This is a genomic window from Enterobacter cloacae complex sp. P12RS, assembly GCF_014895875.1.
Classification (GTDB): domain Bacteria; phylum Pseudomonadota; class Gammaproteobacteria; order Enterobacterales; family Enterobacteriaceae; genus Enterobacter; species Enterobacter bugandensis.
In genome coordinates this window covers 38,215-63,879 of sequence record NZ_JADBQO010000002.1, presented here as the reverse complement: position 1 = coordinate 63,879, position 25,665 = coordinate 38,215, and the positions used below count along the sequence as shown (strand labels likewise).

The following is a 25,665-nucleotide window of genomic DNA, read 5'->3' as shown; positions in this document are numbered from 1 at the left end:
TCAATCAAGCAGGGTTTTATTCTATGACGACGATTCTCAAGCATCTTCCGGTAGGACAACGTATTGGCATCGCTTTCTCAGGCGGCCTGGATACCAGCGCTGCACTGCTGTGGATGCGCCAGAAGGGAGCGGTTCCGTATGCATATACTGCGAACCTGGGTCAGCCGGATGAGGACGATTACGATGCTATTCCTCGTCGCGCTAAAGAGTATGGCGCAGAAAACGCGCGACTGATTGACTGCCGTAAGCAACTGGTTGCTGAAGGTATCGCCGCTATTCAGTGCGGTGCGTTCCATAACACTACGGGCGGTCTGACCTATTTCAACACCACCCCGCTGGGTCGTGCCGTCACCGGCACCATGCTGGTTGCCGCCATGAAAGAAGATGGCGTAAACATCTGGGGTGACGGCAGCACCTATAAAGGCAACGATATCGAACGTTTCTATCGTTATGGCCTGCTGACCAACGCGGAGCTGCAGATCTACAAGCCGTGGCTGGACACCGACTTCATCGACGAGCTGGGTGGTCGTCATGAGATGTCTGAGTTTATGATTGCCTGCGGCTTTGACTACAAAATGTCCGTTGAGAAAGCCTACTCTACCGACTCCAACATGCTGGGCGCGACGCACGAAGCGAAGGACCTGGAATTCCTGAACTCCAGCGTGAAGATCGTTAACCCGATCATGGGCGTGAAGTTCTGGGACGAGAGCGTGAAGATCCCGGCAGAAGAAGTGACCGTGCGTTTCGAACGTGGTCATCCGGTTGCCCTGAACGGCAAGACCTTCTCTGACGACGTTGAACTGATGCTGGAAGCAAACCGCATCGGCGGTCGTCACGGTCTGGGCATGAGCGATCAGATTGAAAACCGTATCATCGAAGCGAAAAGTCGCGGCATCTATGAAGCTCCAGGGATGGCGCTGCTGCACATCGCTTACGAGCGTTTGCTGACCGGTATTCACAACGAAGACACCATCGAGCAGTATCACTCTCATGGTCGTCAACTGGGCAAACTGCTGTATCAGGGTCGCTGGTTCGATCCGCAGGCGCTGATGCTGCGTGACGCGCTGCAGCGTTGGGTAGCGAGCGCGATCACCGGTGAAGTGACGCTGGAACTGCGTCGTGGTAACGACTACTCCATTCTTAACACCGTGTCGGACAACCTGACCTATAAAGCCGAGCGTCTGACCATGGAAAAAGGTGAGTCTGTGTTTTCTCCGGACGACCGTATTGGTCAGTTGACCATGCGTAACCTGGACATTACCGATACCCGTGAGAAGCTTTTCAACTACGTTGAGAATGGTCTGCTCTCCGCGAATTCCGGTAACGGCCTGCCGCAGGTTGAAAACCTGGAGAATAGCGATAAGAAGTAATCGCTGATGTAACATGCAAAAGGCGCCCAATGGGCGCCTTTTTGTTTGGCTTTTATAGGGCGTGTAAGCGCAGCGCCACCCGCCATTTTGCCCGGTGGCGCTGCGCTTACCGGGCCTACAAAAGGCAAAAGCTACAGACGAAAAAAAAGACGCCTTTCGACGTCTTTCTTCTGGAATATTGGTACCGAGGATGGGACTCGAACCCACAAGCCCGTTAGGGCACTACCACCTCAAGGTAGCGTGTCTACCAATTCCACCACCTCGGTACGGAATACTTACTGCGGGATATCGCTGGTTGGCTTAGCCGGTGCAGCTGGCTGAGTCTGCTCAGTTTTGGCTGGCGCGCTCAGATTTTCCCACTCGCTTCCTTTGCTGGTCTTGTTGCTGTTGATATTGCCCAGCACCAGACTGATGATGAAGAACAGCGTAGCCAGAATCGCCGTCGTGCGGGTCATGAAGTTCGCAGAACCACTTGAACCGAACAGCGTACCGGAAGCGCCTGCTCCGAAGGAGGCTCCCATATCAGCGCCTTTACCTTGCTGCAGCATAATCAACGCTACGAGAGCGATGGCTACAATAAGGAAAACAACTAAAAGAGCTTCGTACATAATCAACCTGTTCCTTGCGGATTTGCCGCATACCAATGCTTCGACCAATTAGCAGGATTTCTGTTTCCCACTGAAGCGGGTGTGAATACTAACCAAAGCGAATCACCTTCGCAAGGGCATTTTCGACGCATTGTATCAACTGCGGAAAAAAACAGCAAAAAGCCATTAATTGCTTAAAACAAAGGCGGCAAACGCCGCCTTTTTAAACATTTAGCATGCAAGATTATGCAGCTTTTACGGCATCCGCAATACGGTGCGCAAATTCGGTGACCTGCGCTTCGTCTTCGCCTTCCACCATCACGCGGATCAGTGGTTCGGTACCAGACTTACGCAGCAGCACGCGCCCACGGCTGCCCAGCGCCGCTTCAACGTCAGCCATCACCGCTTTCACGTTCTCATTTTCCAGCGGGTCGCCTTTACCCGCAGTGAAACGCACGTTCACCAGGATCTGCGGGAACATTTTCATCCCGCTGCACAGATCGTGCAGGCTCATATGGTTGCGCGCCATCGCGGCAACCACCTGAAGCGCGGCAACAATGCCGTCACCGGTAGTGGTTTTGTCGAGCAGGATCACGTGGCCGGAGTTCTCAGCACCAATGCGCCAGCCCTTCTCCTGCAATTTTTCCAGCACATAGCGGTCACCCACCTTCGCGCGGACGAACGGAATACCGAGCTGTTTCAGCGCCAGCTCCAGACCCATGTTGCTCATCAGCGTCCCAACCGCGCCGCCGCGCAGCTGGCCCTGGCGCAGGCCTTCACGGGCAATGATGTAGAGGATCTGATCGCCGTCGACTTTATTACCTTCGTGGTCAACCATGATCACGCGGTCACCGTCGCCGTCCAGGGCAATACCCAGATCGGCTTTTTCCGCCAGCACGCGCGCCTGCAGGGCGCGCACGTCCGTCGCCCCGACTTCTTCGTTAATGTTCAGACCATCCGGCTCGCAGCCGATGGCGATCACTTTCGCACCCAGCTCGCGGAAGACATTCGGCGCAATGTGATAGGTCGCACCGTTCGCACAGTCCACCACAATTTTAAGATGCGCCAGGCTCAGCTCGTTCGGGAAGGTGCCTTTGCAGAATTCGATATAACGACCCGCCGCATCGACGATACGGTTCGCTTTACCCAGCTCGGCGGAATCAACACAGGTGATCTCTTTTTCCATTTCGGCTTCAATGGCCTCTTCCACCTCGTCCGGCAGCTTGGTGCCGTCAATGGAGAAGAACTTGATGCCGTTGTCGTAGAACGGGTTATGAGACGCCGAAATCACAATTCCCGCTTCCGCGCGGAAGGTGCGCGTAAGGTAGGCAACAGCAGGCGTTGGCATTGGGCCAGTAAAAGAGGCTGAAAGCCCTGCCGCTGCCAGACCCGCTTCCAACGCAGATTCCAGCATATAGCCCGAAATACGGGTATCTTTACCAATAATGATCTTACGTGAGCCATGACGCGCCAGTACCTTGCCGGCAGCCCAGCCGAGCTTCAGAACAAAATCAGGGGTAATTGGAGCATCGCCTACGCGCCCACGGATACCATCGGTACCAAAATATTTACGGTTACTCATAGCGTTTGTTTTCCTTCGCTGCCAGTGTGGCTTCCACCACACGCATGGCTTCTACTGTTTCTTTGACGTCATGGACACGGATAATGTGCGCGCCTTGCATCGCCGCAATTACCGCGCAGGCCAGGCTGCCACTCAGGCGCTCGCTCGGTCCTACATTCAGCAATTGACCAATCATCGACTTTCTCGACATACCCACCAGCAGCGGCAGACCAAAGTGATGAAATTCCGATAAGCGCGCAAGCAACGCATAATTGTGTGAGAGATTTTTACCGAAACCGAACCCCGGGTCGAGCAGCAATTTCTCTTTTGCGATACCTGCACGCTCACAGCGTTCAATATGCTCAATAAAGAAGCGATTCACGTCGGCAAAGACGTCATCATACTTCGGCGCTTCCTGCATGGTTTTCGGTTGCCCCTGCATGTGCATCAGGCATACCGGCAGGCCGGTTTCTGCAGCGGCCTCGATCGCACCCGGTTCGGTCAGCGAGCGGATATCATTAATAATGTGAGCACCCACTCTCGCCACTTCACGGATCACTTCTGGTTTGGACGTGTCGACGGAGATCCACACCTCGAAACGTTGCGCGATTGCCTCAACCACCGGCACCACGCGCGCCAGCTCTTCTTCCACCGAAACATCTGCCGCGCCGGGACGCGTCGATTCACCGCCCACATCAATGATGGTGGCACCCGCGTTGATCATTAGATTTGCGTGCTTAACCGCGTCGATAAGCGTGTTATGCGTGCCGCCGTCAGAGAAGGAGTCAGGGGTAACATTCAGGATCCCCATCACGTGCGGATGTGAAAGATCGAGATGCGAGTCCTGGGCGAAGAGTTTCATGGTTAAATCCCTGGTTTTAGTATGGTTTAACGGAAAAGAAAAACCCCGGAGCAAGCTCCAGGGTTTGGGGTACAGACAAACGCTTCAACAGCAGTGACTTACTTGTCGCCCAACTGCTCTGACATGGTGTTGCCCGGGTTTGGCGTACGCGGTTCATCGACCGGACGCGGCGCGCGCGGGGTACCATTGTTGTCAGAATTGTTGGAAGCGCCTGGGTCTTCCCAGCCTGCTGGCGGACGCACTTCGCGGCGAGCCATCAGGTCGTCAATCTGCGGTGCATCGATGGTCTCATATTTCATGAGCGCATCTTTCATCGAATGCAGAATGTCCATATTGTCGTTCAGGATCTGACGCGCACGACCGTAGTTACGTTCAATCAGCGCTTTCACTTCCTGGTCGATGATACGTGCCGTCTCATCGGACATATGTTTTGCTTTCGCCACGGAGCGGCCCAGGAATACTTCACCCTCTTCCTCTGCATACAGCAGCGGACCGAGTTTGTCGGAGAAGCCCCACTGAGTCACCATGTTACGCGCCAGGTTTGTCGCCACTTTAATGTCGTTCGACGCACCGGTAGAAACATGTTCTGGCCCGTAGATGATCTCTTCCGCCAGACGACCGCCGTACAGGGTCGAAATCTGGCTTTCCAGCTTCTGACGGCTGGCGCTGATCGCGTCGCCCTCAGGCAGGAAGAAGGTCACACCCAGCGCACGGCCGCGCGGAATAATCGTTACCTTGTGTACCGGATCGTGTTCCGGCACCAGGCGACCGATAATCGCGTGACCCGCTTCGTGGTAAGCCGTGGACTCTTTCTGCGCTTCCGTCATCACCATGGAGCGACGTTCCGCACCCATCATGATTTTGTCTTTCGCTTTCTCGAACTCCACCATGGAGACCACGCGCTTGTTACCGCGAGCGGCAAACAGTGCAGCTTCGTTGACCAGGTTAGCCAGGTCCGCACCGGAGAAGCCCGGGGTACCGCGCGCAATGATGGCCGCGTCGATATCTGGCGCCAGCGGTACGCGACGCATGTGCACTTTCAGAATCTGTTCACGACCACGAACATCCGGCAGACCGACAACAACCTGACGGTCGAAACGGCCTGGACGCAGCAGCGCAGGGTCAAGTACGTCCGGACGGTTAGTCGCCGCGATAACGATAATACCTTCGTTACCTTCGAAGCCGTCCATCTCAACCAGCATCTGGTTCAGGGTCTGCTCACGCTCATCGTGACCACCGCCCAGGCCCGCGCCACGCTGGCGGCCTACGGCGTCGATTTCATCGATAAAGATGATGCACGGTGCTGCCTTCTTGGCCTGCTCGAACATGTCACGCACACGAGATGCACCGACACCCACGAACATTTCAACGAAGTCAGAACCTGAAATAGTAAAGAACGGCACCTTCGCTTCACCCGCGATGGCTTTCGCCAGCAGGGTTTTACCGGTACCCGGAGGGCCTACCATCAGGACGCCTTTCGGGATCTTACCGCCCAGTTTCTGGAAACGGCTCGGCTCGCGCAGGTATTCAACCAGTTCACCCACTTCTTCTTTTGCTTCGTCACAACCGGCGACGTCAGCAAACGTGGTCTTGATCTGGTCTTCCGTCAGCATACGCGCCTTGCTCTTACCGAACGACATGGCACCTTTGCCACCGCCGCCCTGCATCTGGCGCATAAAGAAGATCCAGACGCCGATAAGAAGCAGCATCGGGAACCAGGAAATGAAGATAGAAGCCAGCAGGCTTGGTTCTTCTGGCGGCTCGCCTACCACTTTGACGTTTTTGGTCAGAAGGTTATCAAGCAGCTTAGGATCGTTCACCGGGATGTAAGTCGTGTAACGGTTACTATCTTTCTTGGTAACGTTGATCTCACGTCCGTTGATACGCGCTTCGCGAACCTGGTCCTGATTGACCTCTTGCAGGAAGGTAGAATAATCCACCTTGCGGCCATTCGACTCGCTGGGCCCAAAGCTCTGGAATACTGACATCAGCACAACGGCAATGACCAGCCAGAGTATTAGGTTTTTCGCCATGTCACTCAAGGGATTAACCTCATATTACAACTGTGTTAAAAACAGCGTCAGGATACTCTATATCCAGTTTCATTCAAACTTTCGTCTGAAATCTCCCGGTTATCATTTTCGCCCGGTCGCTACAATATACACTTCACGGGAACGGGCCCGGGAAGAGTCCGGCTTACGAACTTTGACCTTCGCAAACAGGGAGCGAATTTCCTTAAGATACTCCTCGAAACCTTCGCCCTGAAACACCTTCACAACAAAACAACCACCAGGCGCTAGTACATCACGACACATTTCTAACGCTAGCTCCACCAGATACATGGCGCGGGGGATATCCACCGCCGGTGTTCCGCACATATTTGGTGCCATATCCGACATGACAACCTGGACCTTACTGTCACCAACACGATCAAGTAACGCTTTCAGCACTAATTCATCACGAAAGTCGCCCTGAAGGAAGTCGACACCAACGATGGGATCCATTGGTAAAAGATCGCACGCGATGATTCGGCCCGTTCCGCCGATCTGCGTTACCGCATACTGGGACCATCCGCCAGGTGCCGCACCGAGGTCGACAACCGTCATCCCCGGCTTAAAAAGTTTGTCACTTTGCTGTATTTCATCAAGTTTAAACCAGGCACGGGAACGTAACCCCTTTTTCTGTGCCTGTTGAACATATTTATCGCTAAAGTGTTCCTGAAGCCAGCGGCTGGAACTGGCAGAACGCTTTTTACCTGTCATTTAACATTTCCGTCCTGGTTCATCGTTGCTTGCCTGTGACGTAAATTTCTACGCAGCTATTTGGCGATATAAGGGAGATGGCGGTAGAATGAACCGTTTTCAATCCCAACGTAAGCAAAAATATACGATGAATCTGAGTACTAAACAAAAACAGCACCTTAAAGGTCTGGCACATCCGCTCAAGCCTGTAGTCATGCTTGGCAACAATGGTTTGACCGAAGGGGTGCTTGCCGAGATTGAACAAGCGCTGGAACACCACGAGCTGATCAAGGTGAAAATCGCCTCTGAAGACAGAGACACTAAAAACCTGATCGTGGAAGCCATCGTGCGCGAAACCGGCGCCTGTAATGTACAGGTCATCGGTAAAACGCTGGTGCTCTATCGCCCATCTAAAGAGCGTAAAATCTCGCTGCCACGCTAAGGATATCCTGAATCAATCACATTTTCTGTGTGAAACGAGGGATTTCTTTCAGCAGGCTCAGCAAAATGCCATGCTCCTTGAGTTGATAAAAGGCCGCTATGCGGCCTTTTTCTTTTCTTTACAATGTATCAACATCTTAGTAGAGAAGCGAATTACAGGTATTCAACCTTGATAATTTCGTATTCCACTTCACCGCCAGGGGTGCGGATGGTGACAACATCGTCCTGCTCTTTGCCAATCAGGCCGCGAGCAATGGGTGAGTTCACCGAAATCAGGTTCTGTTTGAAGTCTGCTTCATCATCGCCCACGATGCGATAGGTTTGCTCTTCATCGTTGTCGAGGTTCAGAACGCTGACGGTAGAACCAAAGATCACGCGACCGTTGTTAGGCATTTTGGTGATATCGATAACCTGCGCATTAGACAGTTTCGCTTCGATATCTTTAATGCGCCCTTCACAGAAACCCTGCTGCTCGCGCGCCGCATGGTATTCAGCATTCTCTTTCAGGTCGCCATGCTCACGGGCTTCCGCGATAGCGGCGATGATTTCAGGGCGACGCACGGATTTCAGGAAATCCAGCTCTTCGCGCAGTTTTTCGGCACCACGTAAGGTCATCGGAATAGCTTGCATTTGTTATACCTCTTAAACATTCCTGTTGGGAGCAGTGTTCCCTGCTCCTGCCCCCCGAAGCGGGCAAGAAGCAAAAAGAAAACCGACCCGGGAGCGACGCCCCAGGTCAGCAGCAATTTTTCAATTTGATACGCATTTTACCGCGAAGTTCACTATGGGTCATCGTTTACTTTGCAGTGCCATGCACCGTAGTATGACGGTTTGTTTTCGGGTTGTTAGCGCGAGATTATGCGATTTTCCAGTTTTATCATCGGATTGACTACCAGTATAACGTTCACCGCCCAGGCCGCGAATGTTGATGAGTACATTAATCAGCTCCCCGCAGGCGCGAACCTCGCCCTGATGGTGCAGAAGGTTGGCGCACAGGCTCCCGAGATTGACTATCACAGTCAACAGATGGCGCTGCCTGCCAGTACCCAGAAGGTGATCACTGCCCTCGCCGCCCTGCTCCAACTCGGGCCTGACTTCCGTTTTACCACCACGCTTGAAACCAAAGGTAACGTCGACGGTGGCGAACTGAAAGGCGATCTTATCGCCCGTTTCGGTGGCGATCCCACCTTTAAGCGCCAGGATATCCGCAACATGGTAGCGGTGTTGAAAAAATCCGGCGTGACAAAAATCGATGGCAACGTGCTGATCGATACCTCCATTTTTGCCAGCCACGATAAAGCACCAGGCTGGCCGTGGAACGACATGACGCAGTGCTTTAGCGCCCCGCCAGCCGCCGCGATTGTTGACCGCAACTGCTTCTCGATTTCCCTTTACAGCGCGCCCAAGCCAGATGATTTAGCGTTCATTCGCGTGGCATCTTACTATCCGGTGACCATGTTTAGTCAGGTGCGAACGCTGGCTAAAGGCTCCCCGGATGCCCAGTACTGCGAACTGGACGTGGTGCCTGGCGATCTTAACCGCTACACCCTCACCGGCTGCCTGACGCAGCGCGCCGATCCCCTGCCGCTGGCCTTCGCGATTCAGGATGGCGCAAGCTATGCGGGTGCGATTCTCAAGGATGAGCTGAAGCAGGCGGGAATAACCTACTCCGGCACGCTGCTACGCCAGACGCAGGTCAACCAGCCCGGAACGGTCATTGCCAGCAAACAGTCGCCACCGCTGCACGATTTGCTGCGAATTATGCTGAAAAAGTCTGACAACATGATTGCCGACACCGTGTTCCGCATGATTGGCCACGCGCGTTTCGGCGTGCCGGGAACCTGGCGCGCGGGCTCAGACGCTGTTCGTCAGATCCTGCGCCAGCAGGCGGGGATCGATCTGGGTAACACTATCGCCGTTGATGGTTCAGGATTATCGCGTCATAACCTGATTGCCCCGGCCACCATGATGCAGGTGCTTCAGTACATTGCACAACATGACACTGAGCTAAACTTTATCTCAATGCTGCCGCTTGCCGGACACGACGGTTCGCTGCAGTACCGCGCCGGGCTTCATGCGGCGGGTGTGGATGGCAAAGTCTCCGCGAAAACAGGTTCACTGCAGGGGGTGTATAACCTGGCAGGGTTCATCACGACCGCCAGCGGACAGCGCATGGCATTCGTGCAGTATCTTTCCGGCTATGCCGTCGAACCGACCGACCAGCGCAACCGCCGTATTCCACTGGTTCGCTTCGAAAGCAGGCTTTATAAAGACATCTACCAGAATAACTAGCGATGAAACTACTTATAGTTGAAGACGATCTGTTATTACAGGAAGGACTGGCTCTGGGACTCGCCAATGAAGGCTATGCCCTGGACTGTGCCGGCACCGCGGCAGAAGCAGATGCCCTGATCCAGAGCGGCGAATACAGCCTGGTGATCCTTGACCTGGGCTTGCCGGACAAAGACGGCGCGACGCTGCTTACCCAGTGGCGTCGCCGGGGCATCGCCAATCCGGTGTTAATCCTGACGGCACGCGACGCCATTGAAGATCGTATTACCGGCCTTGATGCTGGCGCCGATGATTACCTGGTGAAGCCCTTTGCGCTTGCAGAACTTCAGGCTCGGGTGCGAGCGTTAATACGCCGTTATCAGGGCCATAGTGATAACTTACTAACCGACGGGGACATTACCCTGAATCTGCAAACCCAGCAGGTATTGCGCCAGTCCCAGCCCGTTGAAGTCACTCCAAAAGAGTTCGCCTTGCTGACGCGTCTGATCATGCGAAGCGGACAAACGGTACACAGAGAAACCCTTCAGCAGGATATCTATTCCTGGCAGGACGATCCGGGGTCAAATACCCTGGAAGTCCACATCCACAACCTGCGTCGTAAGCTCGGCAAAGACCGGATTAAAACCGTCCGCGGCGTTGGCTACCGCCTGGAGAGCCAGAAATGAACAGCATGCGTCGGCGATTAATGGTGTTGCTGGCGGTCATTCTGTTATTTTTCCAGCTGATAAGCGTCATTTGGTTGTGGCACGAAAGCCGCGAGCAGATTGGCTTTCTGGTGAACGAAACGCTGTCGGCAAAATCGCGTAACAACCACGTCGAGAAAGAGATCCGCGAAGCGATTGCCTCGCTGCTGGTTCCTTCTCTGGTGATGGTTGGGTTTACGTTGTTTTTCTCGTTCTGGGCGGTCACCTGGATAACCCGACCGCTGAACAAACTGCGCGTGAGCCTGGCTAACCGTTCGGCGGATAACCTAACCCCACTTCCTATGTATTCCGACATGGAAGAAATCGGCGCCGTTACCACCTCGCTCAATCAGCTACTCGCCAGGCTGGACAGTACCATTCAGCAGGAGCGTCTCTTCACGGCTGACGCCGCCCATGAACTGCGAACGCCTCTTGCCGGAATCAGGCTCCATCTGGAGCTCATGGCCCAGTCAGGCTCTACGCAGGCCACGACGCTCATCAGCCGTATTGACCAGCTAATGCACACCGTTGAGCAACTGCTGATGCTGGCCCGTGCAGGACAGGCAATGGCGAGCGGCCACTATGAAACCATCAACTGGACGGACACCATTATCACGCCTCTTGGTCTTGAGCATGAAGCCAAAGAGCATACGGTGATTTGGCCTGCTAAAAGCGCGCTCACGGTTCAGGGAGACGCGGTACTGCTGCGGCTGATGCTGCGCAACCTGCTGGAGAATGCCGGGCGCTACAGCCCGACAGGCACCACGATTACCGTGACGCTTACCGAGGTCGAAGGCGGTACGCAGCTCAGCGTTATCGATCAGGGGCCTGGTATTGACGAAGCGCATCGACAGTCGATCACGGAGCCGTTCCGTCGCCTCGATCAGCGTTACGGCGGCAGCGGCCTGGGCCTGAGTATCGTACAGCGCATCCTGCAGCTTCATCACGGTAAGCTGATGCTGGAGAATGGTGCTGAAGGCGGCCTGATAGCAAGCTGCTGGCTGCCCTCAACGCTGGAATGAAAAAAGCCCCCTGATGGGGGCTTTGGACAGATATTAGTGCTTGTAGATGAACTCGACGCCTTCTTCGTCGTCTTCATCCCAGTCATCGTCCCAGTCGTCTTCCTCTTCCGCTTCCAGCTCTTCGAGCTGCTGGCGGTGGTAGTCATCCCACATGAATTCGACTTTTTCTGGCTGTTTCGCTTCTTCAGCCTGAACGACAGGGTTCTCGATGATGAAGGTCATCACATCCCAGCAGAGATCTTTCACGCCAACCTGGCTTGCCGCGGAGATGAGGTAGTATTTATCTTCCCAGCCCATCGCTTCGGCAATCGCTTTGGCTTTCGCTTCGGCTTCCGCTTTATCCATCAGGTCGATCTTGTTGAAGACCAGCCAGCGTGGCTTACTCGCCAGTTTTTCGCTGTATTTTTCCAGCTCACCGATAATGATACGGGCGTTTTCAACCGGATCGGAACCGTCGATCGGATCGATGTCGATGAGGTGCAACAGTACGCGGCAACGCTCAAGGTGCTTCAGGAAGCGAATACCCAGGCCAGCCCCTTCCGCAGCGCCTTCAATCAGGCCCGGAATATCGGCGACCACAAAGCTCTTCTCGTTATCCATACGGACAACGCCGAGGCTTGGTACCAGCGTGGTAAACGGATAGTCCGCTACTTTTGGCTTGGCCGCAGAGACGGCGCGAATAAAGGTCGATTTACCTGCGTTTGGCATACCCAGCATGCCCACGTCAGCCAGCAGCATCAGTTCAAGCTGCAGGTCACGCTTATCGCCTGGCGTACCCATCGTTTTCTGACGCGGGGTACGGTTAACGGAAGATTTGAAACGGCTGTTACCCAGACCGTGCCAGCCGCCTTTTGCGACCATCAGGCGCTGACCGTGTTTGGTCATATCGCCCATGGTTTCACCGGTGCCCTGATCGATAACGCGCGTACCAACCGGAACCTTAATGGTCACGTCTTTACCGCGTTTACCGGTACAGTCACGGCTCTGGCCGTTCTGTCCGCGTTCTGCGCGGAAGGATTTTTCAAAGCGGTAGTCGATCAGCGTGTTGAGGTTTTCATCCGCCTCCAGCCACACGTCACCACCATCGCCACCGTCACCGCCGTCAGGGCCGCCACGAGGAATATATTTTTCACGGCGGAAGCTTACACAACCGTTACCGCCATCACCTGCCACGACCAGTATCGTCGCTTCATCAACAAACTTCATTTTACTCTCCGTAACTCATTCGCCTGAGCGGGGGACTACTACGACCGCTTCATTTTTGCGCCAACGTCCCCAAAGACGATGACCAATGGCGGAATACATCGCGCCCGCAACCACGACAAACGCACCGAGATAGCCCAACAGGTTGAGCATCGGTCTGACGAAGACATCGGGCCAGGCCATTGATAACAAATCTGAAAATAACAGCGTAAACAGCGGGGTAAGCGTGATCAATGCGCTCACCTGTGCTGCCTGCCAGCGCGCCATCGCTTCCGCCAGCGCGCCATAACCGACCAGCGTGTTAAGCCCACAAAAAATGAGGCACGCCAGTTGCCAGTCGCTCAGCTGGGTAATGACGCCCGGCTTCGCTAACGGCAATAATGCCACTGTACACAAAGTGTACAGCAAAAAAAGGATCTGCTGTGAGGCCAGGCGACGCAATAACACCTTTTGCGCGACGCCATAGCTCACCCAGACCGTTGCTGCACCCACGCCGAAGATCACGCCCCAGGTGTAGTCCGTAAGCCGGGTAAAAATCTCGATCAGGCTGGTGTTGAAGAACATCACCAGGCCGCATAGCAGCATGCTTGCCCCGATAATCTGCGTCCCGCGCATCTTCTCTTTGAGGATGAACACGCTCGCGACCATCATGCCGACAGGCGAAAGCTGACCAATCACCTGAGACGCCGTAGGGCTCAAATACTGCAGGGAAGAGCTGAACAGGATAAAGTTACCGAACAGACCGCCCGTCGCAATGGCCAGCAACACCAGCCATCGAGGTTTGCGGAAGAGCCGTAGCGGTGGAAGCTTGCCTTTAACTGCAAGGATGGTCCCGAGACCAATGCTTGCCATCAGAAAGCGATAAAAGACCACCGTAGGCGGCTCCATCACTTCCAGTACCTGCTTCATTGCAATTGGCAGCGCACCCCAGCACATTGCGGTCGTGAGCGCCAAAAGAATACCAATGCCGGCCTGCTGCTTCATGCCCGTTTTCCCTACAGAAAATTTTCCGGGTTTCCAATGTAAAAAGCCCCGCAACACGTTGCGGGGCTTTAATCCGTTACCGGACCGAGAAAACCTTACTCAGCAACGATGCTGATGTATTTACGGTTGTTCGGGCCTTTAACTTCAAATTTCACTTTACCGTCTGCTTTAGCAAACAGAGTGTGGTCACGACCGCAACCTACGTTGTTGCCAGCGTGGAATTTGGTACCACGTTGACGAACGATGATGCTACCCGCCAGAACGGATTCGCCACCGAAACGCTTAACGCCCAGGCGTTTAGCTTCTGAATCGCGACCGTTACGTGTGGAGCCGCCAGCCTTTTTATGTGCCATTTAAATCTCTCCTCAGGTCTTAGGCGCTGATGCCAGTAATTTTCACATCAGTGAACCACTGACGGTGGCCCTGCTGCTTACGGTAGTGTTTACGACGACGAAACTTAACGATTTTAACTTTCTCGCCACGACCGTGTGCAACAACTTCAGCTTTGATAACGCCGCCATCAACGAAAGGAACGCCGATTTTGACTTCTTCACCGTTTGCGATCATCAGAACTTCTGCGAACTCAACAGATTCGCCAGTTGCGATGTCCAGCTTTTCCAGGCGAACGGTCTGACCTTCGCTTACTCGGTGTTGTTTACCACCACTTTGGAAAACCGCGTACATATAAACTCCGCTTCCGCGCACGTCCTCGTATGAATCAGAGTGCGCTATAAATATTCACAATAGGGCGCGAATATTACGCAAAACGCGAGCCTTTGACAAGTGCTACCGTCAATACATGAAGAAAAAAAACACAACACGTACGGTAACGTTTATCTGAGCCGTTTTTTCAGTACAATCAGCACTACTATTGATAAACCGAAACCCTTCGTTACCCCATTGAAGATGGGATCAACAGGATAAAAAGCCCGGCTTTTGCGATGAATTTAGAAAAAATCAACGAGTTAACCGCGCAAGATATGGCGGGTGTAAATGCAGCAATCCTGGAGCAACTCAACTCTGACGTTCAGCTGATCAATCAGTTGGGCTATTACATTGTCAGCGGCGGCGGTAAACGCATTCGCCCGATGATTGCCATTCTGGCTGCCAGAGCCGTTGGCTATCAGGGAAATGCCCACGTGACGATCGCCGCGCTGATCGAATTTATTCACACGGCGACGCTTCTGCATGACGATGTTGTGGATGAATCCGATATGCGTCGTGGCAAAGCCACGGCAAACGCTGCCTTCGGGAACGCCGCCAGCGTTCTGGTCGGGGACTTTATCTATACCCGCGCCTTCCAGATGATGACCAGCCTGGGCTCTCTGAAAGTGCTCGAGGTGATGTCCGAAGCCGTCAACGTCATCGCTGAAGGCGAAGTGCTGCAGCTGATGAACGTCAATGACCCCGATATCACCGAAGAAAACTACATGCGCGTTATCTACAGCAAAACAGCGCGCCTGTTTGAAGCGGCCGCCCAGTGTTCCGGCATCCTGGCTGGCTGTTCCGAGGCGCAGGAAAAAGGACTGCAGGATTATGGACGCTACCTGGGTACTGCCTTCCAGCTGATTGATGATTTGCTGGACTACAGCGCGGACGGCGAAACGCTCGGCAAAAACGTTGGCGATGACCTGAATGAAGGCAAACCGACCCTGCCGCTGCTTCACGCGATGCGTAACGGAACGGCCGACCAGGCGAAAATGATCCGTGAGGCGATCGAACAGGGAAATGGCCGCCATCTTCTGGAACCTGTACTGGAAACGATGGCCATCTGCGGCTCGCTGGAATGGACCCGCCAGCGTGCTGAAGAAGAGGCTGACAAAGCCATCGAAGCTCTCCAGGTTATTCCAGACAGCCCATGGCGCGATGCTCTGATTGGTCTTGCCCATATCGCTGTTCAACGCGACCGTTAATCTTGCACCCACCTCCCCGTATCCATCGCGGGGAGGTTCAAAAACGCACCAATAAATTCCGCATTCATGTAAATGAATCGGGTTAGAGCCCGCATGAATAAAGCCATGTCTTATTCTGAATATCCCTTCAAGTAACGCGAACTTTTTAGAACAAGAAGTCGAAATGGGTATAGTAAGCCAGTCGTTTCAGAAGAAACGGCGTAGGTGAATCCGAACTTAAGGACAGCGTTATGGATACGAAATTTATCGACTGGCATACGGCAGATATCATTGCGGCACTGCGCAAAAGAGGTACGTCACTTGCAGCAGAGTCCCGCCGCCATGGTCTGAGTTCTTCCACCCTGGCCAACGCCCTGACCCGCCCCTGGCCAAAGGGAGAATTGATTATCGCGACGGCGCTGGAAACGCACCCGTGGGTGATCTGGCCTTCACGTTATCACGATCCTGTTACTCATGAATTTATCGACAGAACGCGCATGATGCGCCAGAGAAAAGCAAAAACAGAACCGCAGGGATAACGGTTTTTTTGACAGGAATAGCAACCCCCCGGTCATTTCTGGCAGGGGGCTGCCGGAACGATTACTCGCCCTTCACACGCTCGATATTGGCACCCAGCGCGCGCAGTTTGTCTTCAATACGTTCATAGCCACGATCGATGTGATAAATACGATCCACCACCGTTGTGCCTTCCGCGATACAGCCCGCCAGCACCAGGCTTGCAGACGCACGCAAATCCGTTGCCATTACCTGAGCACCGGACAGTTTCTCAACGCCATGGCAAATCACGGTGTTACTTTCGATCTCAGCATGTGCACCCATACGGATCAGTTCCGGTACGTGCATAAAACGGTTTTCGAAAATCGTCTCGGTAATCACACCGGTTCCTTCGGCAACCAGGTTCAGCAGAGTGAACTGTGCCTGCATATCGGTCGGGAATGCCGGATGCGGAGCCGTACGCACGGTCACAGCTTTAGGACGCTTGCCGTGCATGTCGAGGCTGATCCAGTCTTCACCGGTTTCAACATCGGCACCCGCTTCACGCAGCTTCGCCAGAACGGCATCCAGAGTGTCTGGCTGTGCATTACGGCAGACAATCTTACCGCCAGAGATCGCCGCAGCCACCAGGAAAGTGCCGGTTTCGATACGGTCCGGCAGAACGCGATACACACCACCGCCCAGACGCTCAACGCCTTCAATGGTGATGCGGTCAGTACCCTGGCCGGAAATCTTCGCGCCCAGCGCCACGAGGAAATTGGCGGTATCCACGATCTCCGGTTCGCGCGCGGCGTTTTCGATGATGGTGGTACCTTCTGCCAGCGTTGCCGCAGACATGATGGTGACGGTAGCGCCTACGCTCACTTTGTCCATGACAATGTGCGCGCCTTTCAGACGACCGTTGACGGAGGCCTTAACGTAACCCTCTTCCAGCTTGATCTCTGCGCCCAGTTTCTCCAGGCCAAAGATATGCAGGTCAACCGGACGCGCGCCGATGGCGCAACCACCCGGCAGCGAAACCTGACCCTGACCGAAACGTGCCACCAGCGGGCCAAGCGCCCAGATAGATGCACGCATGGTTTTAACCAGATCGTAAGGCGCAGAGAAGTTGTTCACGTTGCTGGCGTCGATCCAGACGGAACCGTTGCGCTCAACTTTAGTGCCCAACTGGGTGAGCAACTTCATGGTCGTGTCGATATCTTTCAGCTTCGGTACGTTCTGAATTTCTACCGGCTCTTCCGCGAGCAGCGCAGCAAAGAGGATTGGCAGCGCGGCGTTCTTCGCGCCAGAAATTGTGACTTCGCCCTGGAGACGCGTTGGCCCCTGTACACGAAATTTATCCATTGTGTGCTCTCTTATAAATTCAACCGTGCTGCGGGCCTGTCGCCCTCAGCTCAAAAACCGTTTAGTTTGCGATCGCGTGCCCACTCTTGCGGGGTGAACGCTTTAATCGACAGGGCGTGGATGCGGTTATCCGCAATATATTCCATCAGCGGCGCGTACACAGCCTGCTGCTTCTTCACACGGCTCATACCGTCGAACATCTCACCCACAGCAATAACCTGGAAGTGACTGCCATCGCCAGTGACGTGGGCTTCCTGAAGGGAGAGTGCATTCATCAGCACTGTCTGGATTTCATGATTTTCCATGGGCTCTTAATCATCTGATAGTGAAAACAAGCCCAACATCTTAGAGCAAAGTGGCGTCGTCTTAAACAAGCAAAAAGCCCCGACGATGAAACTGTCAGGGCTTTCGGAAGTAACGCACTGAAAATATTAACGAGGCAGTACGTCCTGAGGCAGATTGTAGAGCTGCGCAAGGGTCACGACATTATCGCTCGCGCCGCGAAGCGTGACGCTCGTCCCCTGCTTTTTCCCTACCGCAACCAGATGGGCAAGCAGCGCAACGCCTGCCGTATCCACCCGCGTGACGTCGGTTAAGTCAATAAGCGTCACGCCCTGCATGGCCTCATGGCGTTTATCCCATAAGGGGTTCAGCAGATCCTGATCCAGCTCACCGGACAGCTTTAACGTCTCGCCTTCACGCGACCAGCTGAGTTGCTGTGACATTACTTCTTCTCGTCCAGCGTGATTTTCTGACGAGCAATGGACTGAAGTTGCGCGGTCAGGCCATCAATGCCCTTGGTGCGCAGCAGGTCGCTCCACTCGTTCTGCTTGGTGGTGATCATGCTTACGCCTTCGGCGATCATGTCATACGCCTGCCAGTGGCCGGTCTGGCTGTTTTTACGCCACTGGAAATCCAGGCGCACCGGCGGACGGCCGTTAGGATCGATGATCGTTACGCGAATAGGCACGATGGTCGCATCACCCAACGGCTGCTCCGGGGCGATCTGATAGGTCTGACCGTGGTACATCGCCAGCGCCTGACCATACGCCTGCTTCAGGTATTCACGGAATGCGGCAAAATAGGCCTCACGCTGCGCAGGCGTTGCGTCTTTGTAATAACGCCCCAGCACCAGCGCTCCCGCATATTTGATCTGCACATACGGCAGCAGTTCCTGGTCAACCACGTCACGCAGATAGTCAGGATTCGCGCGAATTTTTGGCTGTTCGTTTTTGAGACGGTCGAAGGTTTTCTTCGCAGCTTCGTCCATCAGTTTGTACGGGTTGCTCTGATCCGCAGCATGTACCGCAGTGAGAGGGGCAATGACCAGCATGGCAACCATTAACAGTCGTTTAAACATGAATGACTTCTCCTGAATTAATTCGCAGCACCAGGGGTCGGCGCAACGTTGGTATGGTCTTCACTCTGCGCAGGGGCATCGTCAGACTTTTTATCATCCCCTTTACTGTTGTAAAGGAACTGACCAATCATGTCCTCCAGCACCATCGCGGACTTCGTATCCTGGATAACGCTACCGTCTTTAAGGATAGTCGTTCCCAGCTCAGGATCTTCAAAGCCGACGTTAAGTGCCAGATATTGTTCACCCAGCAGGCCGGAAGTACGGATAGAAAGGGAGCTGGTGTCCGGAATGTGGTTGTAACGTTCTTCGATATCCATCGCGACGCGCGGCAGATACGTTTTCTCATCGAGCGTAATGTCAGATACGCGGCCGATCACCACACCGCCAATGCGGACCGGTGAACGCGCCTTCAGCCCGCCGATGTTATCGAACGTGGCATAGATGCGATACGTCGGCTCGGTGCGCACAGACGTAATATCTGCCGCTCTCAGGCAGATAAACAGCGCCGCCAGCAGCGCCAGCAGCAGGAAAACGCCGACCCAAATTTCATTTTTTCTCGTTTGCATGAACTCAATTCCCAAACATCAGTGCGGTGAGCACAAAATCCAGGCCCAGTACGGCCAGCGACGAATGTACGACAGTACGTGTAGTTGCACGGCTAATGCCCGCCGACGTCGGGATAGCATCGTAACCATTGAACAATGCAATCCAGGTGACCGTAATGGCAAACACCACGCTTTTAATCAGGCAGTTAACCAGATCCATTCGCAGGTCAATGGCGTCCTGCATCGCGGACCAGAAGAAGCCGGCATCGATGCCTTTCCAGTGGACCCCAACCAGCGAACCGCCCCAGATCCCCACGGCGACAAACAGAATAGTCAGTAGCGGGAGCGAGATCACCCCCGCCCAGAAACGCGGCGAGATCACGCGACGCAGCGGATCGACCGCCATCATCTCCATGCTGGAGAGCTGCTCGGTCGCACGCATCAGGCCAATCTCAGCCGTTAATGCCGACCCAGCGCGTCCGGCAAACAGCAGTGCCGCCACAACCGGACCCAATTCGCGCAGCAGCGAAAGCGCCACCAGCATTCCGAGGCTGGTTTCCGCACTGTAGGTTGTCAGAACAAGGTAGCCCTGCAGCCCCAGCACCATGCCGATAAACAGACCGGAAACAATAATGATGAGCATCGACAGCACGCCGACATTATAAAGCTGACGCACCAGCAGAGGGGCGTGCTTGCTAAACTCCGGCTTGCCGACCAGCGCGTTGAATAACATCAATCCGGCACGCCCGAACGTCCTGATGGTTTTTATGCCACGGTGTCCGAGAGCGGCCAACGCATTTAACAGCATGAGTGGCTTAACTCCCTATTCCCAGTAAATCGTCACGATAATCGCCCGCCGGGTAGCGGAACGGTACGGGTCCGTCAGCAATACCGTCGAGGAACTGCCGCACGCGTGGATCGCAATTTTCCTGCAGCGCCTGGGCGCTGCCGTGTGCAACGATCTTTTTGTCCGCCACGATATAGGCGTAATCGGCAATGCTCAACACTTCCGGTACATCGTGAGACACCACGATACAGGTGACGCCGAGCGCGCTGTTCAGTTCAGAGATGAGCTTTACCAGCACGCCCATCGTGATGGGATCCTGCCCGACGAACGGTTCGTCGAACATGATTAAATCGGGCTCTAATGCAATGGCTCGCGCCAGCGCGGCGCGGCGCGCCATCCCGCCGGACAGTTCCGAAGGCATTAGCTTCGCGGCTCCCCGCAACCCCACAGCTTCAAGCTTCATCATCACCGTGCTTTTCAGCAGCTCAGGCGGCAGGCTGGTATGCTCGCGCAGCGGATAGGCCACGTTATCAAAGACGTTCATGTCGGTGAACAACGCCCCCGACTGAAAGAGCATACTCATACGTTTGCGGACAGTATACAGGCGCGAGCGCGACATCTCCGGGACGTTTTCGCCATCGAAGAGGATTTCACCGCTATCCGGTGGGATCTGACCACCAATAAGGCGCAGGAGGGTCGTTTTACCGATCCCGGACGGCCCCATGATGGCGGTAATTTTGCCACGCGGTACGGTCAACGAAATATCATCGAATATCAGTCGATTGCCGCGAGAAAAACTCACACCGCGGACATCGACGATATTCGCCATCGTTTGGCTCATTTATAGTTCCTTTCTTACCCTGCTCACGTTAAGACGTGCAGCCTGAATCAGCCCTTAACCCCGCATTTTTACAGAATATTAGCCGTTGAGGTTAGCGAAAGCTGGCATTTGTTTTACTTTTCCGGCGCATAAAGTCAAAATTAGGAATTCGTTACGCCTCAGACCGTATGCAGTCCAGCCATTCCCGCGCGATGGACCGACAAGTATACCTGAAGAAAGGACTTTTGATGCTTTTAGCAACAGCACTGTTAATCATTGGTTTACTGTTAGTGGTCTACAGTGCTGACCGTTTAGTCTTTGCTGCATCTATCCTGTGTCGCCTGACGGGTGTACCGCCTGTAGTCATCGGGATGACCGTGGTCAGCGTTGGCACGTCACTTCCTGAAATCATCGTCTCCGTCTCGGCGTCGCTGCATGGTCAGTTAGACCTGGCAATTGGCACCGCGATTGGCTCTAACATCGTCAATATATTACTGATTTTGGGCCTTGCGGCACTGCTCCATCCATTTCGCGTGCATTCTGATGTTCTGCGCCGTGAATTGCCGCTAATGTTAGTCGTAAGCCTGCTGGCAGGGTGCGTATTTTATGATGGCGTATTGAGCTATAGCGACGGCATTTTCCTGCTGGCGTTGGCCGTCATCTGGTTACTGTATAGTGTTAAAATTGCCCGCCAGGCGGAAAAACAGGGTCAGGATAGCCTGACGCGTGAACAGGTTGCCGAACTCCCGCGGGAAGGCACGCTGCCGGTCGCCCTCCTCTGGCTTGGCGTTGCGCTGATCATCATGCCGATGGCAACGCGCATGGTCGTGGATAACGCGACGGTACTGGCGAACTATTTCGCCATGAGCGAACTGACGATTGGCCTGACGGTTATTGCTATCGGCACCAGCCTGCCGGAGCTGGCCACCGCCATTGCGGGGGCGCGTAAAGGGGAAGATGACATCGCCATTGGTAATATCATCGGCTCCAACATATTTAATATCGCGATTGTCATGGGCCTGCCGGCTCTGATTACGCCGGGTCCGTTTAATCCTCTGGCGTTTTCACGCGATTACGGGGTGATGTTGCTGGTCAGCGTGATATTTGCCCTGCTCTGCTGGCGGCGGCAACGCCAGATCGGCAAAGGCGCAGGCGCGCTGCTGACGGGTGGATTTATCGTATGGATGGCGATGCTGTACTGGCTCTCGCCTCTTCTCTCTGGGTAAACGGAAACGCATTATGTCGCAAATAGAATTGCAGCCGGGTTTTGACTTTCAGAAAGCAGGCAAAGAGGTTCTGGAGATTGAACGTGAAGGTCTGGCGCAGTTAGATCAGTACATTAATCAGGATTTTAGTCTGGCATGTGAGAAGATATTCTACTGTGCCGGGAAAGTCGTGGTGATGGGGATGGGCAAGTCCGGCCACATTGGGCGCAAAATGGCGGCAACGTTTGCCAGCACCGGAACCTCGTCCTTCTTTGTACACCCGGGGGAAGCCGCGCACGGCGACCTGGGGATGGTCACGCCGCAGGATGTCGTTATCGCGCTGTCCAACTCCGGTGAGTCCAATGAAATTCTGGCATTGATCCCCGTACTGAAGCGTCTGCAGGTGCCGCTGATTTGCATGACCAGCCGTCCGGAAAGTAGCATGGCGCGTGCAGCCGATATTCATCTGTGCGTTAAAGTACCGAAAGAGGCCTGCCCGCTCGGCCTGGCACCAACGTCCAGCACCACCGCCGCGCTGGTCATGGGCGATGCGCTTGCCGTCGCGCTGCTTGAAGCCCGCGGTTTTACGCCGGAAGATTTCGCGCTCTCCCATCCGGGCGGCGCGCTGGGGCGCAAGCTGCTGCTGCGGGTAAACGATATTATGCACACCGGGGATGAGATCCCTCACGTCAGCAAAGAAGCCTCCCTGCGTGATGCGCTGCTGGAAATCACCCGTAAGAATTTGGGTATGACGGTCGTGTGCGACGATCTGATGAAAATTCAGGGGATCTTCACCGATGGCGACCTGCGTCGCGTGTTCGACATGGGTGTAGATGTCCGCACGCTCGGCATTGCCGATGTGATGACGCCCGGCGGCATTCGCGTGCGTCCGGGAACGCTGGCCGTGGATGTGCTGAACCTGATGCAGTCCCGCCATATCACCTCCGTTATGGTTGCCGATGGCGACCAGTTGCTGGGTGTGGTACATATGCATGATCTGCTGCGCGCTGGCGTAGTGTAATAAAGGATAAGACAATGAGTAATGCGGGTGCATCCCTTGCAACCTGTTATGGTCCGGTCAGTAACCAGATGATGGCAAAGGCGGAAAATATTCGTCTGCTCATTCTGGATGTGGATGGCGTACTTTCCGATGGCCTGATTTACATGGGCAATAATGGTGAAGAGCTGAAAGCGTTTAACGTTCGCGACGGCTACGGTATCCGCTGTGCGCTCACCTCGGGTATCGAGGTTGCTATCATCACCGGACGAAAAGCTAAACTGGTAGAAGACCGCTGTGAAACCTTAGGCATTACCCATCTTTACCAGGGTCAATCCGATAAGATGGCAGCGTTCAATGATTTACTGGGTAAACTGGCTATCGCACCGGAAAACGTGGCCTACGTCGGGGACGACCTGATTGACTGGCCGGTGATGGCTGAAGTCGGTCTCAGCATCGCGGTTGCTGATGCTCATCCGCTGTTGATCCCGCGCGCTGACTACGTTACCCACATCAACGGTGGCCGGGGTGCCGTCCGTGAAGTCTGCGATCTGCTTCTGCTGGCGCAGGGCAAGCTTGATGAAGCCAAAGGGCAATCGATATGAGTAAAACCAGACGTTGGGTTATCATTCTGCTTTCGCTTGTCGCACTGGTATTGATTGGCGTGAACCTTGCCGATCGCGACGATACGCAAACGGAAGTCGTCAACAATAACGATCCAACCTATAAAAGCGATCACAGCGACACCGTGGTCTATAGCCCGGAAGGTGCGCTGAATTATCGCCTGATTGCCCAGCACGTTGAATACTTTTCCGATGACGGCGTTTCGTGGTTTACCCAACCTGTCATGACCACTTTCGATAAAGACAAAGTGCCGACGTGGTCAATTAAGTCAGATCGGGCCAAACTGACAAATGACCGTATGCTTTATCTGTATGGCCACGTTGAAGTCAACGCCCTGACCGCTGACTCGCAACTGCGAAAAATTACGACGGATAATGCCCAGATCAACCTGGTAACCCAGGACGTGACGTCGCAGGATCTGGTCACACTGTATGGCACAACATTTAATTCCAGCGGTTTAAGAATGCGCGGGAACTTACGCAGCAAGAACGCCGAGCTGATTGAAAAGGTTAGAACCTCCTATGAAATTCAAAACAAACAAACTCAGCCTTAAAGTAATTATCGCCAGCGCGATGCTGGCGGCCAGTCTCCCCGCGCTTGCTGTAACGGGCGATACCGACCAGCCGATCCATATCGAGTCCGACACTCAGTCTCTCGATATGCAGGGTAACGTCGTCACCTTCACGGGTAACGTCGTCATGACTCAGGGGACCATCAAAATTAACGCCGATAAAGTGGTCGTTACCCGTCCGGGCGGCGAGCAGGGCAAAGAGATCATTGATGGTTACGGCAACCCGGCCACCTTCTACCAGATGCAGGACAACGGCAAGCCGGTGAAGGGCCACGCCTCGCATATGCACTATGAGCTGGCGAAGGACCTGGTCATCCTGACCGGAAACGCGTATCTGGAACAGCTGGACAGCAATATTACCGGTGACCAGATTACTTATCTGGTGAAAGAGCAAAAAATGCAGGCCTCCAGCGAGAAAGGCAAACGCGTAACCACCGTGCTGGTTCCGTCGCAGCTGCAGGACAAAGGCAAGGGCCAGGCCCCGGCACAGAAGAAGAGTAACTAATTCGCTATGGCAACATTAACTGCAAAAAATCTCGCGAAGGCCTACAAGGGCCGCCGTGTCGTAGAAGATGTCAGTCTGACCGTCAACTCCGGCGAAATTGTGGGCCTGCTTGGCCCGAACGGTGCGGGTAAAACCACCACCTTCTACATGGTGGTTGGCATTGTGCCGCGCGATGCCGGCAACATTATTATTGACGATGAAGATATCAGCCTGCTGCCGCTGCACGCCCGCGCGCGCCGTGGCATCGGCTATCTGCCGCAGGAAGCCTCTATTTTCCGTCGTCTGAGCGTCTTTGATAACCTGATGGCAGTCCTGCAAATTCGCGACGACCTGACCAACGAACAGCGTCAGGATCGCGCCAACGAGCTGATGGAAGAGTTTCATATCGAACACCTGCGCGACAGCCTGGGCCAGGCCTTGTCCGGGGGGGAACGTCGTCGTGTTGAGATTGCGCGCGCGCTGGCCGCCAATCCGAAGTTTATCCTTCTGGATGAACCGTTTGCGGGCGTTGACCCGATCTCCGTTATCGACATTAAACGCATTATCGAGCATCTGCGTGACAGCGGACTTGGCGTGCTGATCACAGACCACAACGTTCGTGAAACGCTGGCGGTATGTGAACGCGCGTATATCGTGAGCCAGGGCAATCTGATCGCTCACGGTACGCCGCAGCAGATCCTCGAAGACGATCATGTTAAGCGCGTCTATCTTGGGGAAGACTTCAGACTCTGATAGGGTAGAGGTAACGTAACG

The 25,665-nt window shown here is 54.4% G+C and carries 30 protein-coding genes and 1 tRNA gene; 13 read left to right on the top strand and 18 right to left on the bottom strand.

Annotated elements, in window-relative coordinates; genetic code table 11:
* Positions 1–23: 23 nt before the first annotated feature.
* A complete protein-coding gene (gene argG / locus IM284_RS00695) occupies positions 24–1,370 on the top strand; it encodes an argininosuccinate synthase (protein ID WP_028014551.1) in 1,347 nt (448 codons plus the stop codon).
* 179 nt (positions 1,371–1,549) lie between these two features.
* Here argG and IM284_RS00690 read toward each other — a convergent pair.
* The 6 genes from IM284_RS00690 to rlmE all read right to left on the bottom strand — a co-directional run bounded on the left by IM284_RS00690 (position 1,550) and on the right by rlmE (position 7,142).
* Positions 1,550–1,636, bottom strand: a tRNA-Leu gene (locus tag IM284_RS00690).
* Between the two features lie 9 nt (positions 1,637–1,645).
* Positions 1,646–1,978 (bottom strand): preprotein translocase subunit SecG, encoded by a 333-nt coding sequence (secG, locus tag IM284_RS00685; RefSeq protein ID WP_021242256.1) that lies wholly within the window; start codon positions 1,976–1,978, stop codon positions 1,646–1,648.
* A gap of 223 nt (positions 1,979–2,201) precedes the next feature.
* The gene (gene glmM / locus IM284_RS00680) at positions 2,202–3,539 is read right to left on the bottom strand and encodes a phosphoglucosamine mutase (protein ID WP_047367055.1); all 1,338 of its coding nucleotides are present in this window, start codon (positions 3,537–3,539) and stop codon (positions 2,202–2,204) included.
* The gene (gene folP, locus IM284_RS00675; protein WP_047367054.1) at positions 3,532–4,380 is read right to left on the bottom strand and encodes a dihydropteroate synthase; all 849 of its coding nucleotides are present in this window, start codon (positions 4,378–4,380) and stop codon (positions 3,532–3,534) included. Before folP ends, glmM begins: the two co-directional genes overlap by 8 nt.
* Before the next feature lie 98 nt (positions 4,381–4,478).
* Positions 4,479–6,413, bottom strand: coding sequence for an ATP-dependent zinc metalloprotease FtsH (gene ftsH, locus IM284_RS00670; protein ID WP_013098921.1), 1,935 nt, complete (start codon positions 6,411–6,413; stop codon positions 4,479–4,481).
* A 102-nt stretch (positions 6,414–6,515) separates the two neighbouring features.
* Positions 6,516–7,142: a 23S rRNA (uridine(2552)-2'-O)-methyltransferase RlmE gene (gene rlmE, locus IM284_RS00665; RefSeq protein ID WP_193055695.1), complete on the bottom strand. Its 627-nt coding sequence runs from the start codon at positions 7,140–7,142 to the stop codon at positions 6,516–6,518.
* Between the two features lie 127 nt (positions 7,143–7,269).
* Between rlmE and yhbY the strand changes: the two genes are divergently transcribed.
* Positions 7,270–7,563, top strand: coding sequence for a ribosome assembly RNA-binding protein YhbY (gene yhbY, locus IM284_RS00660; RefSeq protein WP_003861814.1), 294 nt, complete (start codon positions 7,270–7,272; stop codon positions 7,561–7,563).
* 152 nt (positions 7,564–7,715) lie between these two features.
* On the opposite strand, the gene greA is transcribed toward yhbY, so the two are convergent.
* Positions 7,716–8,192: a transcription elongation factor GreA gene (gene greA, locus IM284_RS00655; RefSeq protein ID WP_006812122.1), complete on the bottom strand. Its 477-nt coding sequence runs from the start codon at positions 8,190–8,192 to the stop codon at positions 7,716–7,718.
* A gap of 228 nt (positions 8,193–8,420) precedes the next feature.
* Between greA and dacB the strand changes: the two genes are divergently transcribed.
* From dacB to pmrB, 3 genes are read left to right on the top strand one after another with little or no spacing between them, the layout of a single operon-like run.
* Positions 8,421–9,854, top strand: coding sequence for a serine-type D-Ala-D-Ala carboxypeptidase (gene dacB, locus IM284_RS00650; RefSeq protein ID WP_028014554.1), 1,434 nt, complete (start codon positions 8,421–8,423; stop codon positions 9,852–9,854).
* 2 nt (positions 9,855–9,856) lie between these two features.
* The gene (gene pmrA / locus IM284_RS00645; protein ID WP_028014555.1) at positions 9,857–10,519 is read left to right on the top strand and encodes a two-component system response regulator PmrA; all 663 of its coding nucleotides are present in this window, start codon (positions 9,857–9,859) and stop codon (positions 10,517–10,519) included.
* Entirely contained in the window at positions 10,516–11,559 is a 1,044-nt protein-coding gene (gene pmrB, locus IM284_RS00640) for a two-component system sensor histidine kinase PmrB (RefSeq protein ID WP_041907874.1), read from the top strand. Before pmrA ends, pmrB begins: the two co-directional genes overlap by 4 nt.
* A gap of 33 nt (positions 11,560–11,592) precedes the next feature.
* Here the strand turns inward: pmrB and cgtA are convergent, their stop codons facing one another.
* The 4 genes from cgtA to rplU form a co-directional block, all read right to left on the bottom strand.
* Positions 11,593–12,765, bottom strand: coding sequence for an Obg family GTPase CgtA (gene cgtA / locus IM284_RS00635; RefSeq protein WP_014885381.1), 1,173 nt, complete (start codon positions 12,763–12,765; stop codon positions 11,593–11,595).
* A gap of 15 nt (positions 12,766–12,780) precedes the next feature.
* On the bottom strand, positions 12,781–13,746 hold the full coding sequence (locus IM284_RS00630) for a DMT family transporter (RefSeq protein ID WP_028014557.1): 966 nt from the start codon (positions 13,744–13,746) through the stop codon (positions 12,781–12,783).
* Between the two features lie 95 nt (positions 13,747–13,841).
* Positions 13,842–14,099, bottom strand: a complete 258-nt coding sequence (gene rpmA / locus IM284_RS00625; RefSeq protein WP_004385076.1) for a 50S ribosomal protein L27 — start codon at positions 14,097–14,099, stop codon at positions 13,842–13,844.
* 19 nt (positions 14,100–14,118) lie between these two features.
* Positions 14,119–14,430, bottom strand: a complete 312-nt coding sequence (gene rplU, locus IM284_RS00620) for a 50S ribosomal protein L21 (RefSeq protein ID WP_003025032.1) — start codon at positions 14,428–14,430, stop codon at positions 14,119–14,121.
* Between the two features lie 257 nt (positions 14,431–14,687).
* Here rplU and ispB point away from each other — a divergent pair, with 257 nt between their 5' ends.
* Together ispB and sfsB are read left to right on the top strand one after the other, a co-directional pair.
* The gene (ispB, locus tag IM284_RS00615; RefSeq protein WP_028014558.1) at positions 14,688–15,659 is read left to right on the top strand and encodes an octaprenyl diphosphate synthase; all 972 of its coding nucleotides are present in this window, start codon (positions 14,688–14,690) and stop codon (positions 15,657–15,659) included.
* Between the two features lie 230 nt (positions 15,660–15,889).
* Positions 15,890–16,177: a DNA-binding transcriptional regulator SfsB gene (gene sfsB, locus IM284_RS00610; RefSeq protein ID WP_028014559.1), complete on the top strand. Its 288-nt coding sequence runs from the start codon at positions 15,890–15,892 to the stop codon at positions 16,175–16,177.
* A gap of 61 nt (positions 16,178–16,238) precedes the next feature.
* Here sfsB and murA read toward each other — a convergent pair whose 3' ends face one another.
* From murA to mlaF, 7 genes are all read right to left on the bottom strand, one after another.
* Positions 16,239–17,498 (bottom strand): UDP-N-acetylglucosamine 1-carboxyvinyltransferase, encoded by a 1,260-nt coding sequence (gene murA / locus IM284_RS00605; protein ID WP_028014560.1) that lies wholly within the window; start codon positions 17,496–17,498, stop codon positions 16,239–16,241.
* Between the two features lie 50 nt (positions 17,499–17,548).
* Positions 17,549–17,803 carry a BolA family iron metabolism protein IbaG gene (ibaG, locus tag IM284_RS00600; RefSeq protein WP_008501458.1) on the bottom strand — a complete coding sequence of 85 codons (255 nt, stop codon included), beginning with the start codon at positions 17,801–17,803 and terminating at the stop codon, positions 17,549–17,551.
* Between the two features lie 126 nt (positions 17,804–17,929).
* Positions 17,930–18,223 (bottom strand): lipid asymmetry maintenance protein MlaB, encoded by a 294-nt coding sequence (gene mlaB / locus IM284_RS00595; RefSeq protein ID WP_047367052.1) that lies wholly within the window; start codon positions 18,221–18,223, stop codon positions 17,930–17,932.
* Positions 18,223–18,858: a phospholipid-binding protein MlaC gene (mlaC, locus tag IM284_RS00590; protein WP_047367051.1), complete on the bottom strand. Its 636-nt coding sequence runs from the start codon at positions 18,856–18,858 to the stop codon at positions 18,223–18,225. The genes mlaB and mlaC overlap by 1 nt, the downstream gene beginning before the upstream one ends.
* Before the next feature lie 17 nt (positions 18,859–18,875).
* Positions 18,876–19,424: an outer membrane lipid asymmetry maintenance protein MlaD gene (gene mlaD / locus IM284_RS00585; protein WP_041911946.1), complete on the bottom strand. Its 549-nt coding sequence runs from the start codon at positions 19,422–19,424 to the stop codon at positions 18,876–18,878.
* 4 nt (positions 19,425–19,428) lie between these two features.
* The gene (gene mlaE, locus IM284_RS00580) at positions 19,429–20,211 is read right to left on the bottom strand and encodes a lipid asymmetry maintenance ABC transporter permease subunit MlaE (protein WP_028014564.1); all 783 of its coding nucleotides are present in this window, start codon (positions 20,209–20,211) and stop codon (positions 19,429–19,431) included.
* 7 nt (positions 20,212–20,218) lie between these two features.
* Positions 20,219–21,031: a phospholipid ABC transporter ATP-binding protein MlaF gene (gene mlaF, locus IM284_RS00575; RefSeq protein ID WP_028014565.1), complete on the bottom strand. Its 813-nt coding sequence runs from the start codon at positions 21,029–21,031 to the stop codon at positions 20,219–20,221.
* Positions 21,032–21,258: 227 nt separating this feature from the next.
* On the opposite strand from mlaF, the gene IM284_RS00570 reads away from it, so the two are divergent.
* The 6 genes from IM284_RS00570 to lptB are packed head-to-tail and all read left to right on the top strand — an operon-like array spanning position 21,259 to position 25,644.
* The gene (locus IM284_RS00570; RefSeq protein ID WP_028014566.1) at positions 21,259–22,236 is read left to right on the top strand and encodes a calcium/sodium antiporter; all 978 of its coding nucleotides are present in this window, start codon (positions 21,259–21,261) and stop codon (positions 22,234–22,236) included.
* A gap of 13 nt (positions 22,237–22,249) precedes the next feature.
* Positions 22,250–23,236, top strand: a complete 987-nt coding sequence (gene kdsD, locus IM284_RS00565; protein ID WP_028014567.1) for an arabinose-5-phosphate isomerase KdsD — start codon at positions 22,250–22,252, stop codon at positions 23,234–23,236.
* Positions 23,237–23,250: 14 nt separating this feature from the next.
* Positions 23,251–23,817, top strand: a complete 567-nt coding sequence (gene kdsC, locus IM284_RS00560) for a 3-deoxy-manno-octulosonate-8-phosphatase KdsC (RefSeq protein WP_047367050.1) — start codon at positions 23,251–23,253, stop codon at positions 23,815–23,817.
* Positions 23,814–24,389 carry an LPS export ABC transporter periplasmic protein LptC gene (gene lptC / locus IM284_RS00555; protein ID WP_028014568.1) on the top strand — a complete coding sequence of 192 codons (576 nt, stop codon included), beginning with the start codon at positions 23,814–23,816 and terminating at the stop codon, positions 24,387–24,389. The genes kdsC and lptC overlap by 4 nt, the downstream gene beginning before the upstream one ends.
* Positions 24,358–24,912, top strand: a complete 555-nt coding sequence (gene lptA, locus IM284_RS00550) for a lipopolysaccharide ABC transporter substrate-binding protein LptA (RefSeq protein WP_028014569.1) — start codon at positions 24,358–24,360, stop codon at positions 24,910–24,912. Before lptC ends, lptA begins: the two co-directional genes overlap by 32 nt.
* Positions 24,913–24,918: 6 nt before the next feature.
* Positions 24,919–25,644 (top strand): LPS export ABC transporter ATP-binding protein, encoded by a 726-nt coding sequence (lptB, locus tag IM284_RS00545; protein ID WP_028014570.1) that lies wholly within the window; start codon positions 24,919–24,921, stop codon positions 25,642–25,644.
* The last annotated feature ends 21 nt before the right edge of the window (positions 25,645–25,665 follow it).

What these genes read in the sequence shown, in the direction of transcription:
- cgtA (WP_014885381.1), bottom strand. Translation starts at nt 12,765, where the DNA reads ATGAAGTTTGTTGATGAAGCGACGATACTGGTCGTGGCAGGTGATGGC.
- kdsC (WP_047367050.1), top strand. Translation starts at nt 23,251, where the DNA reads ATGAGTAATGCGGGTGCATCCCTTGCAACCTGTTATGGTCCGGTCAGT.
- rplU (WP_003025032.1), bottom strand. Translation starts at nt 14,430, where the DNA reads ATGTACGCGGTTTTCCAAAGTGGTGGTAAACAACACCGAGTAAGCGAA.
- lptB (WP_028014570.1), top strand. Translation starts at nt 24,919, where the DNA reads ATGGCAACATTAACTGCAAAAAATCTCGCGAAGGCCTACAAGGGCCGC.
- rlmE (WP_193055695.1), bottom strand. Translation starts at nt 7,142, where the DNA reads ATGACAGGTAAAAAGCGTTCTGCCAGTTCCAGCCGCTGGCTTCAGGAA.
- murA (WP_028014560.1), bottom strand. Translation starts at nt 17,498, where the DNA reads ATGGATAAATTTCGTGTACAGGGGCCAACGCGTCTCCAGGGCGAAGTC.
- mlaC (WP_047367051.1), bottom strand. Translation starts at nt 18,858, where the DNA reads ATGTTTAAACGACTGTTAATGGTTGCCATGCTGGTCATTGCCCCTCTC.
- ispB (WP_028014558.1), top strand. Translation starts at nt 14,688, where the DNA reads ATGAATTTAGAAAAAATCAACGAGTTAACCGCGCAAGATATGGCGGGT.
- lptC (WP_028014568.1), top strand. Translation starts at nt 23,814, where the DNA reads ATGAGTAAAACCAGACGTTGGGTTATCATTCTGCTTTCGCTTGTCGCA.
- yhbY (WP_003861814.1), top strand. Translation starts at nt 7,270, where the DNA reads ATGAATCTGAGTACTAAACAAAAACAGCACCTTAAAGGTCTGGCACAT.
- pmrB (WP_041907874.1), top strand. Translation starts at nt 10,516, where the DNA reads ATGAACAGCATGCGTCGGCGATTAATGGTGTTGCTGGCGGTCATTCTG.
- folP (WP_047367054.1), bottom strand. Translation starts at nt 4,380, where the DNA reads ATGAAACTCTTCGCCCAGGACTCGCATCTCGATCTTTCACATCCGCAC.
- pmrA (WP_028014555.1), top strand. Translation starts at nt 9,857, where the DNA reads ATGAAACTACTTATAGTTGAAGACGATCTGTTATTACAGGAAGGACTG.
- dacB (WP_028014554.1), top strand. Translation starts at nt 8,421, where the DNA reads ATGCGATTTTCCAGTTTTATCATCGGATTGACTACCAGTATAACGTTC.
- ibaG (WP_008501458.1), bottom strand. Translation starts at nt 17,803, where the DNA reads ATGGAAAATCATGAAATCCAGACAGTGCTGATGAATGCACTCTCCCTT.
- rpmA (WP_004385076.1), bottom strand. Translation starts at nt 14,099, where the DNA reads ATGGCACATAAAAAGGCTGGCGGCTCCACACGTAACGGTCGCGATTCA.
- mlaD (WP_041911946.1), bottom strand. Translation starts at nt 19,424, where the DNA reads ATGCAAACGAGAAAAAATGAAATTTGGGTCGGCGTTTTCCTGCTGCTG.
- kdsD (WP_028014567.1), top strand. Translation starts at nt 22,250, where the DNA reads ATGTCGCAAATAGAATTGCAGCCGGGTTTTGACTTTCAGAAAGCAGGC.
- mlaF (WP_028014565.1), bottom strand. Translation starts at nt 21,031, where the DNA reads ATGAGCCAAACGATGGCGAATATCGTCGATGTCCGCGGTGTGAGTTTT.
- mlaB (WP_047367052.1), bottom strand. Translation starts at nt 18,223, where the DNA reads ATGTCACAGCAACTCAGCTGGTCGCGTGAAGGCGAGACGTTAAAGCTG.
- sfsB (WP_028014559.1), top strand. Translation starts at nt 15,890, where the DNA reads ATGGATACGAAATTTATCGACTGGCATACGGCAGATATCATTGCGGCA.
- secG (WP_021242256.1), bottom strand. Translation starts at nt 1,978, where the DNA reads ATGTACGAAGCTCTTTTAGTTGTTTTCCTTATTGTAGCCATCGCTCTC.
- greA (WP_006812122.1), bottom strand. Translation starts at nt 8,192, where the DNA reads ATGCAAGCTATTCCGATGACCTTACGTGGTGCCGAAAAACTGCGCGAA.
- IM284_RS00630 (WP_028014557.1), bottom strand. Translation starts at nt 13,746, where the DNA reads ATGAAGCAGCAGGCCGGCATTGGTATTCTTTTGGCGCTCACGACCGCA.
- lptA (WP_028014569.1), top strand. Translation starts at nt 24,358, where the DNA reads ATGAAATTCAAAACAAACAAACTCAGCCTTAAAGTAATTATCGCCAGC.
- ftsH (WP_013098921.1), bottom strand. Translation starts at nt 6,413, where the DNA reads ATGGCGAAAAACCTAATACTCTGGCTGGTCATTGCCGTTGTGCTGATG.
- argG (WP_028014551.1), top strand. Translation starts at nt 24, where the DNA reads ATGACGACGATTCTCAAGCATCTTCCGGTAGGACAACGTATTGGCATC.
- glmM (WP_047367055.1), bottom strand. Translation starts at nt 3,539, where the DNA reads ATGAGTAACCGTAAATATTTTGGTACCGATGGTATCCGTGGGCGCGTA.
- mlaE (WP_028014564.1), bottom strand. Translation starts at nt 20,211, where the DNA reads ATGCTGTTAAATGCGTTGGCCGCTCTCGGACACCGTGGCATAAAAACC.
- IM284_RS00570 (WP_028014566.1), top strand. Translation starts at nt 21,259, where the DNA reads ATGCTTTTAGCAACAGCACTGTTAATCATTGGTTTACTGTTAGTGGTC.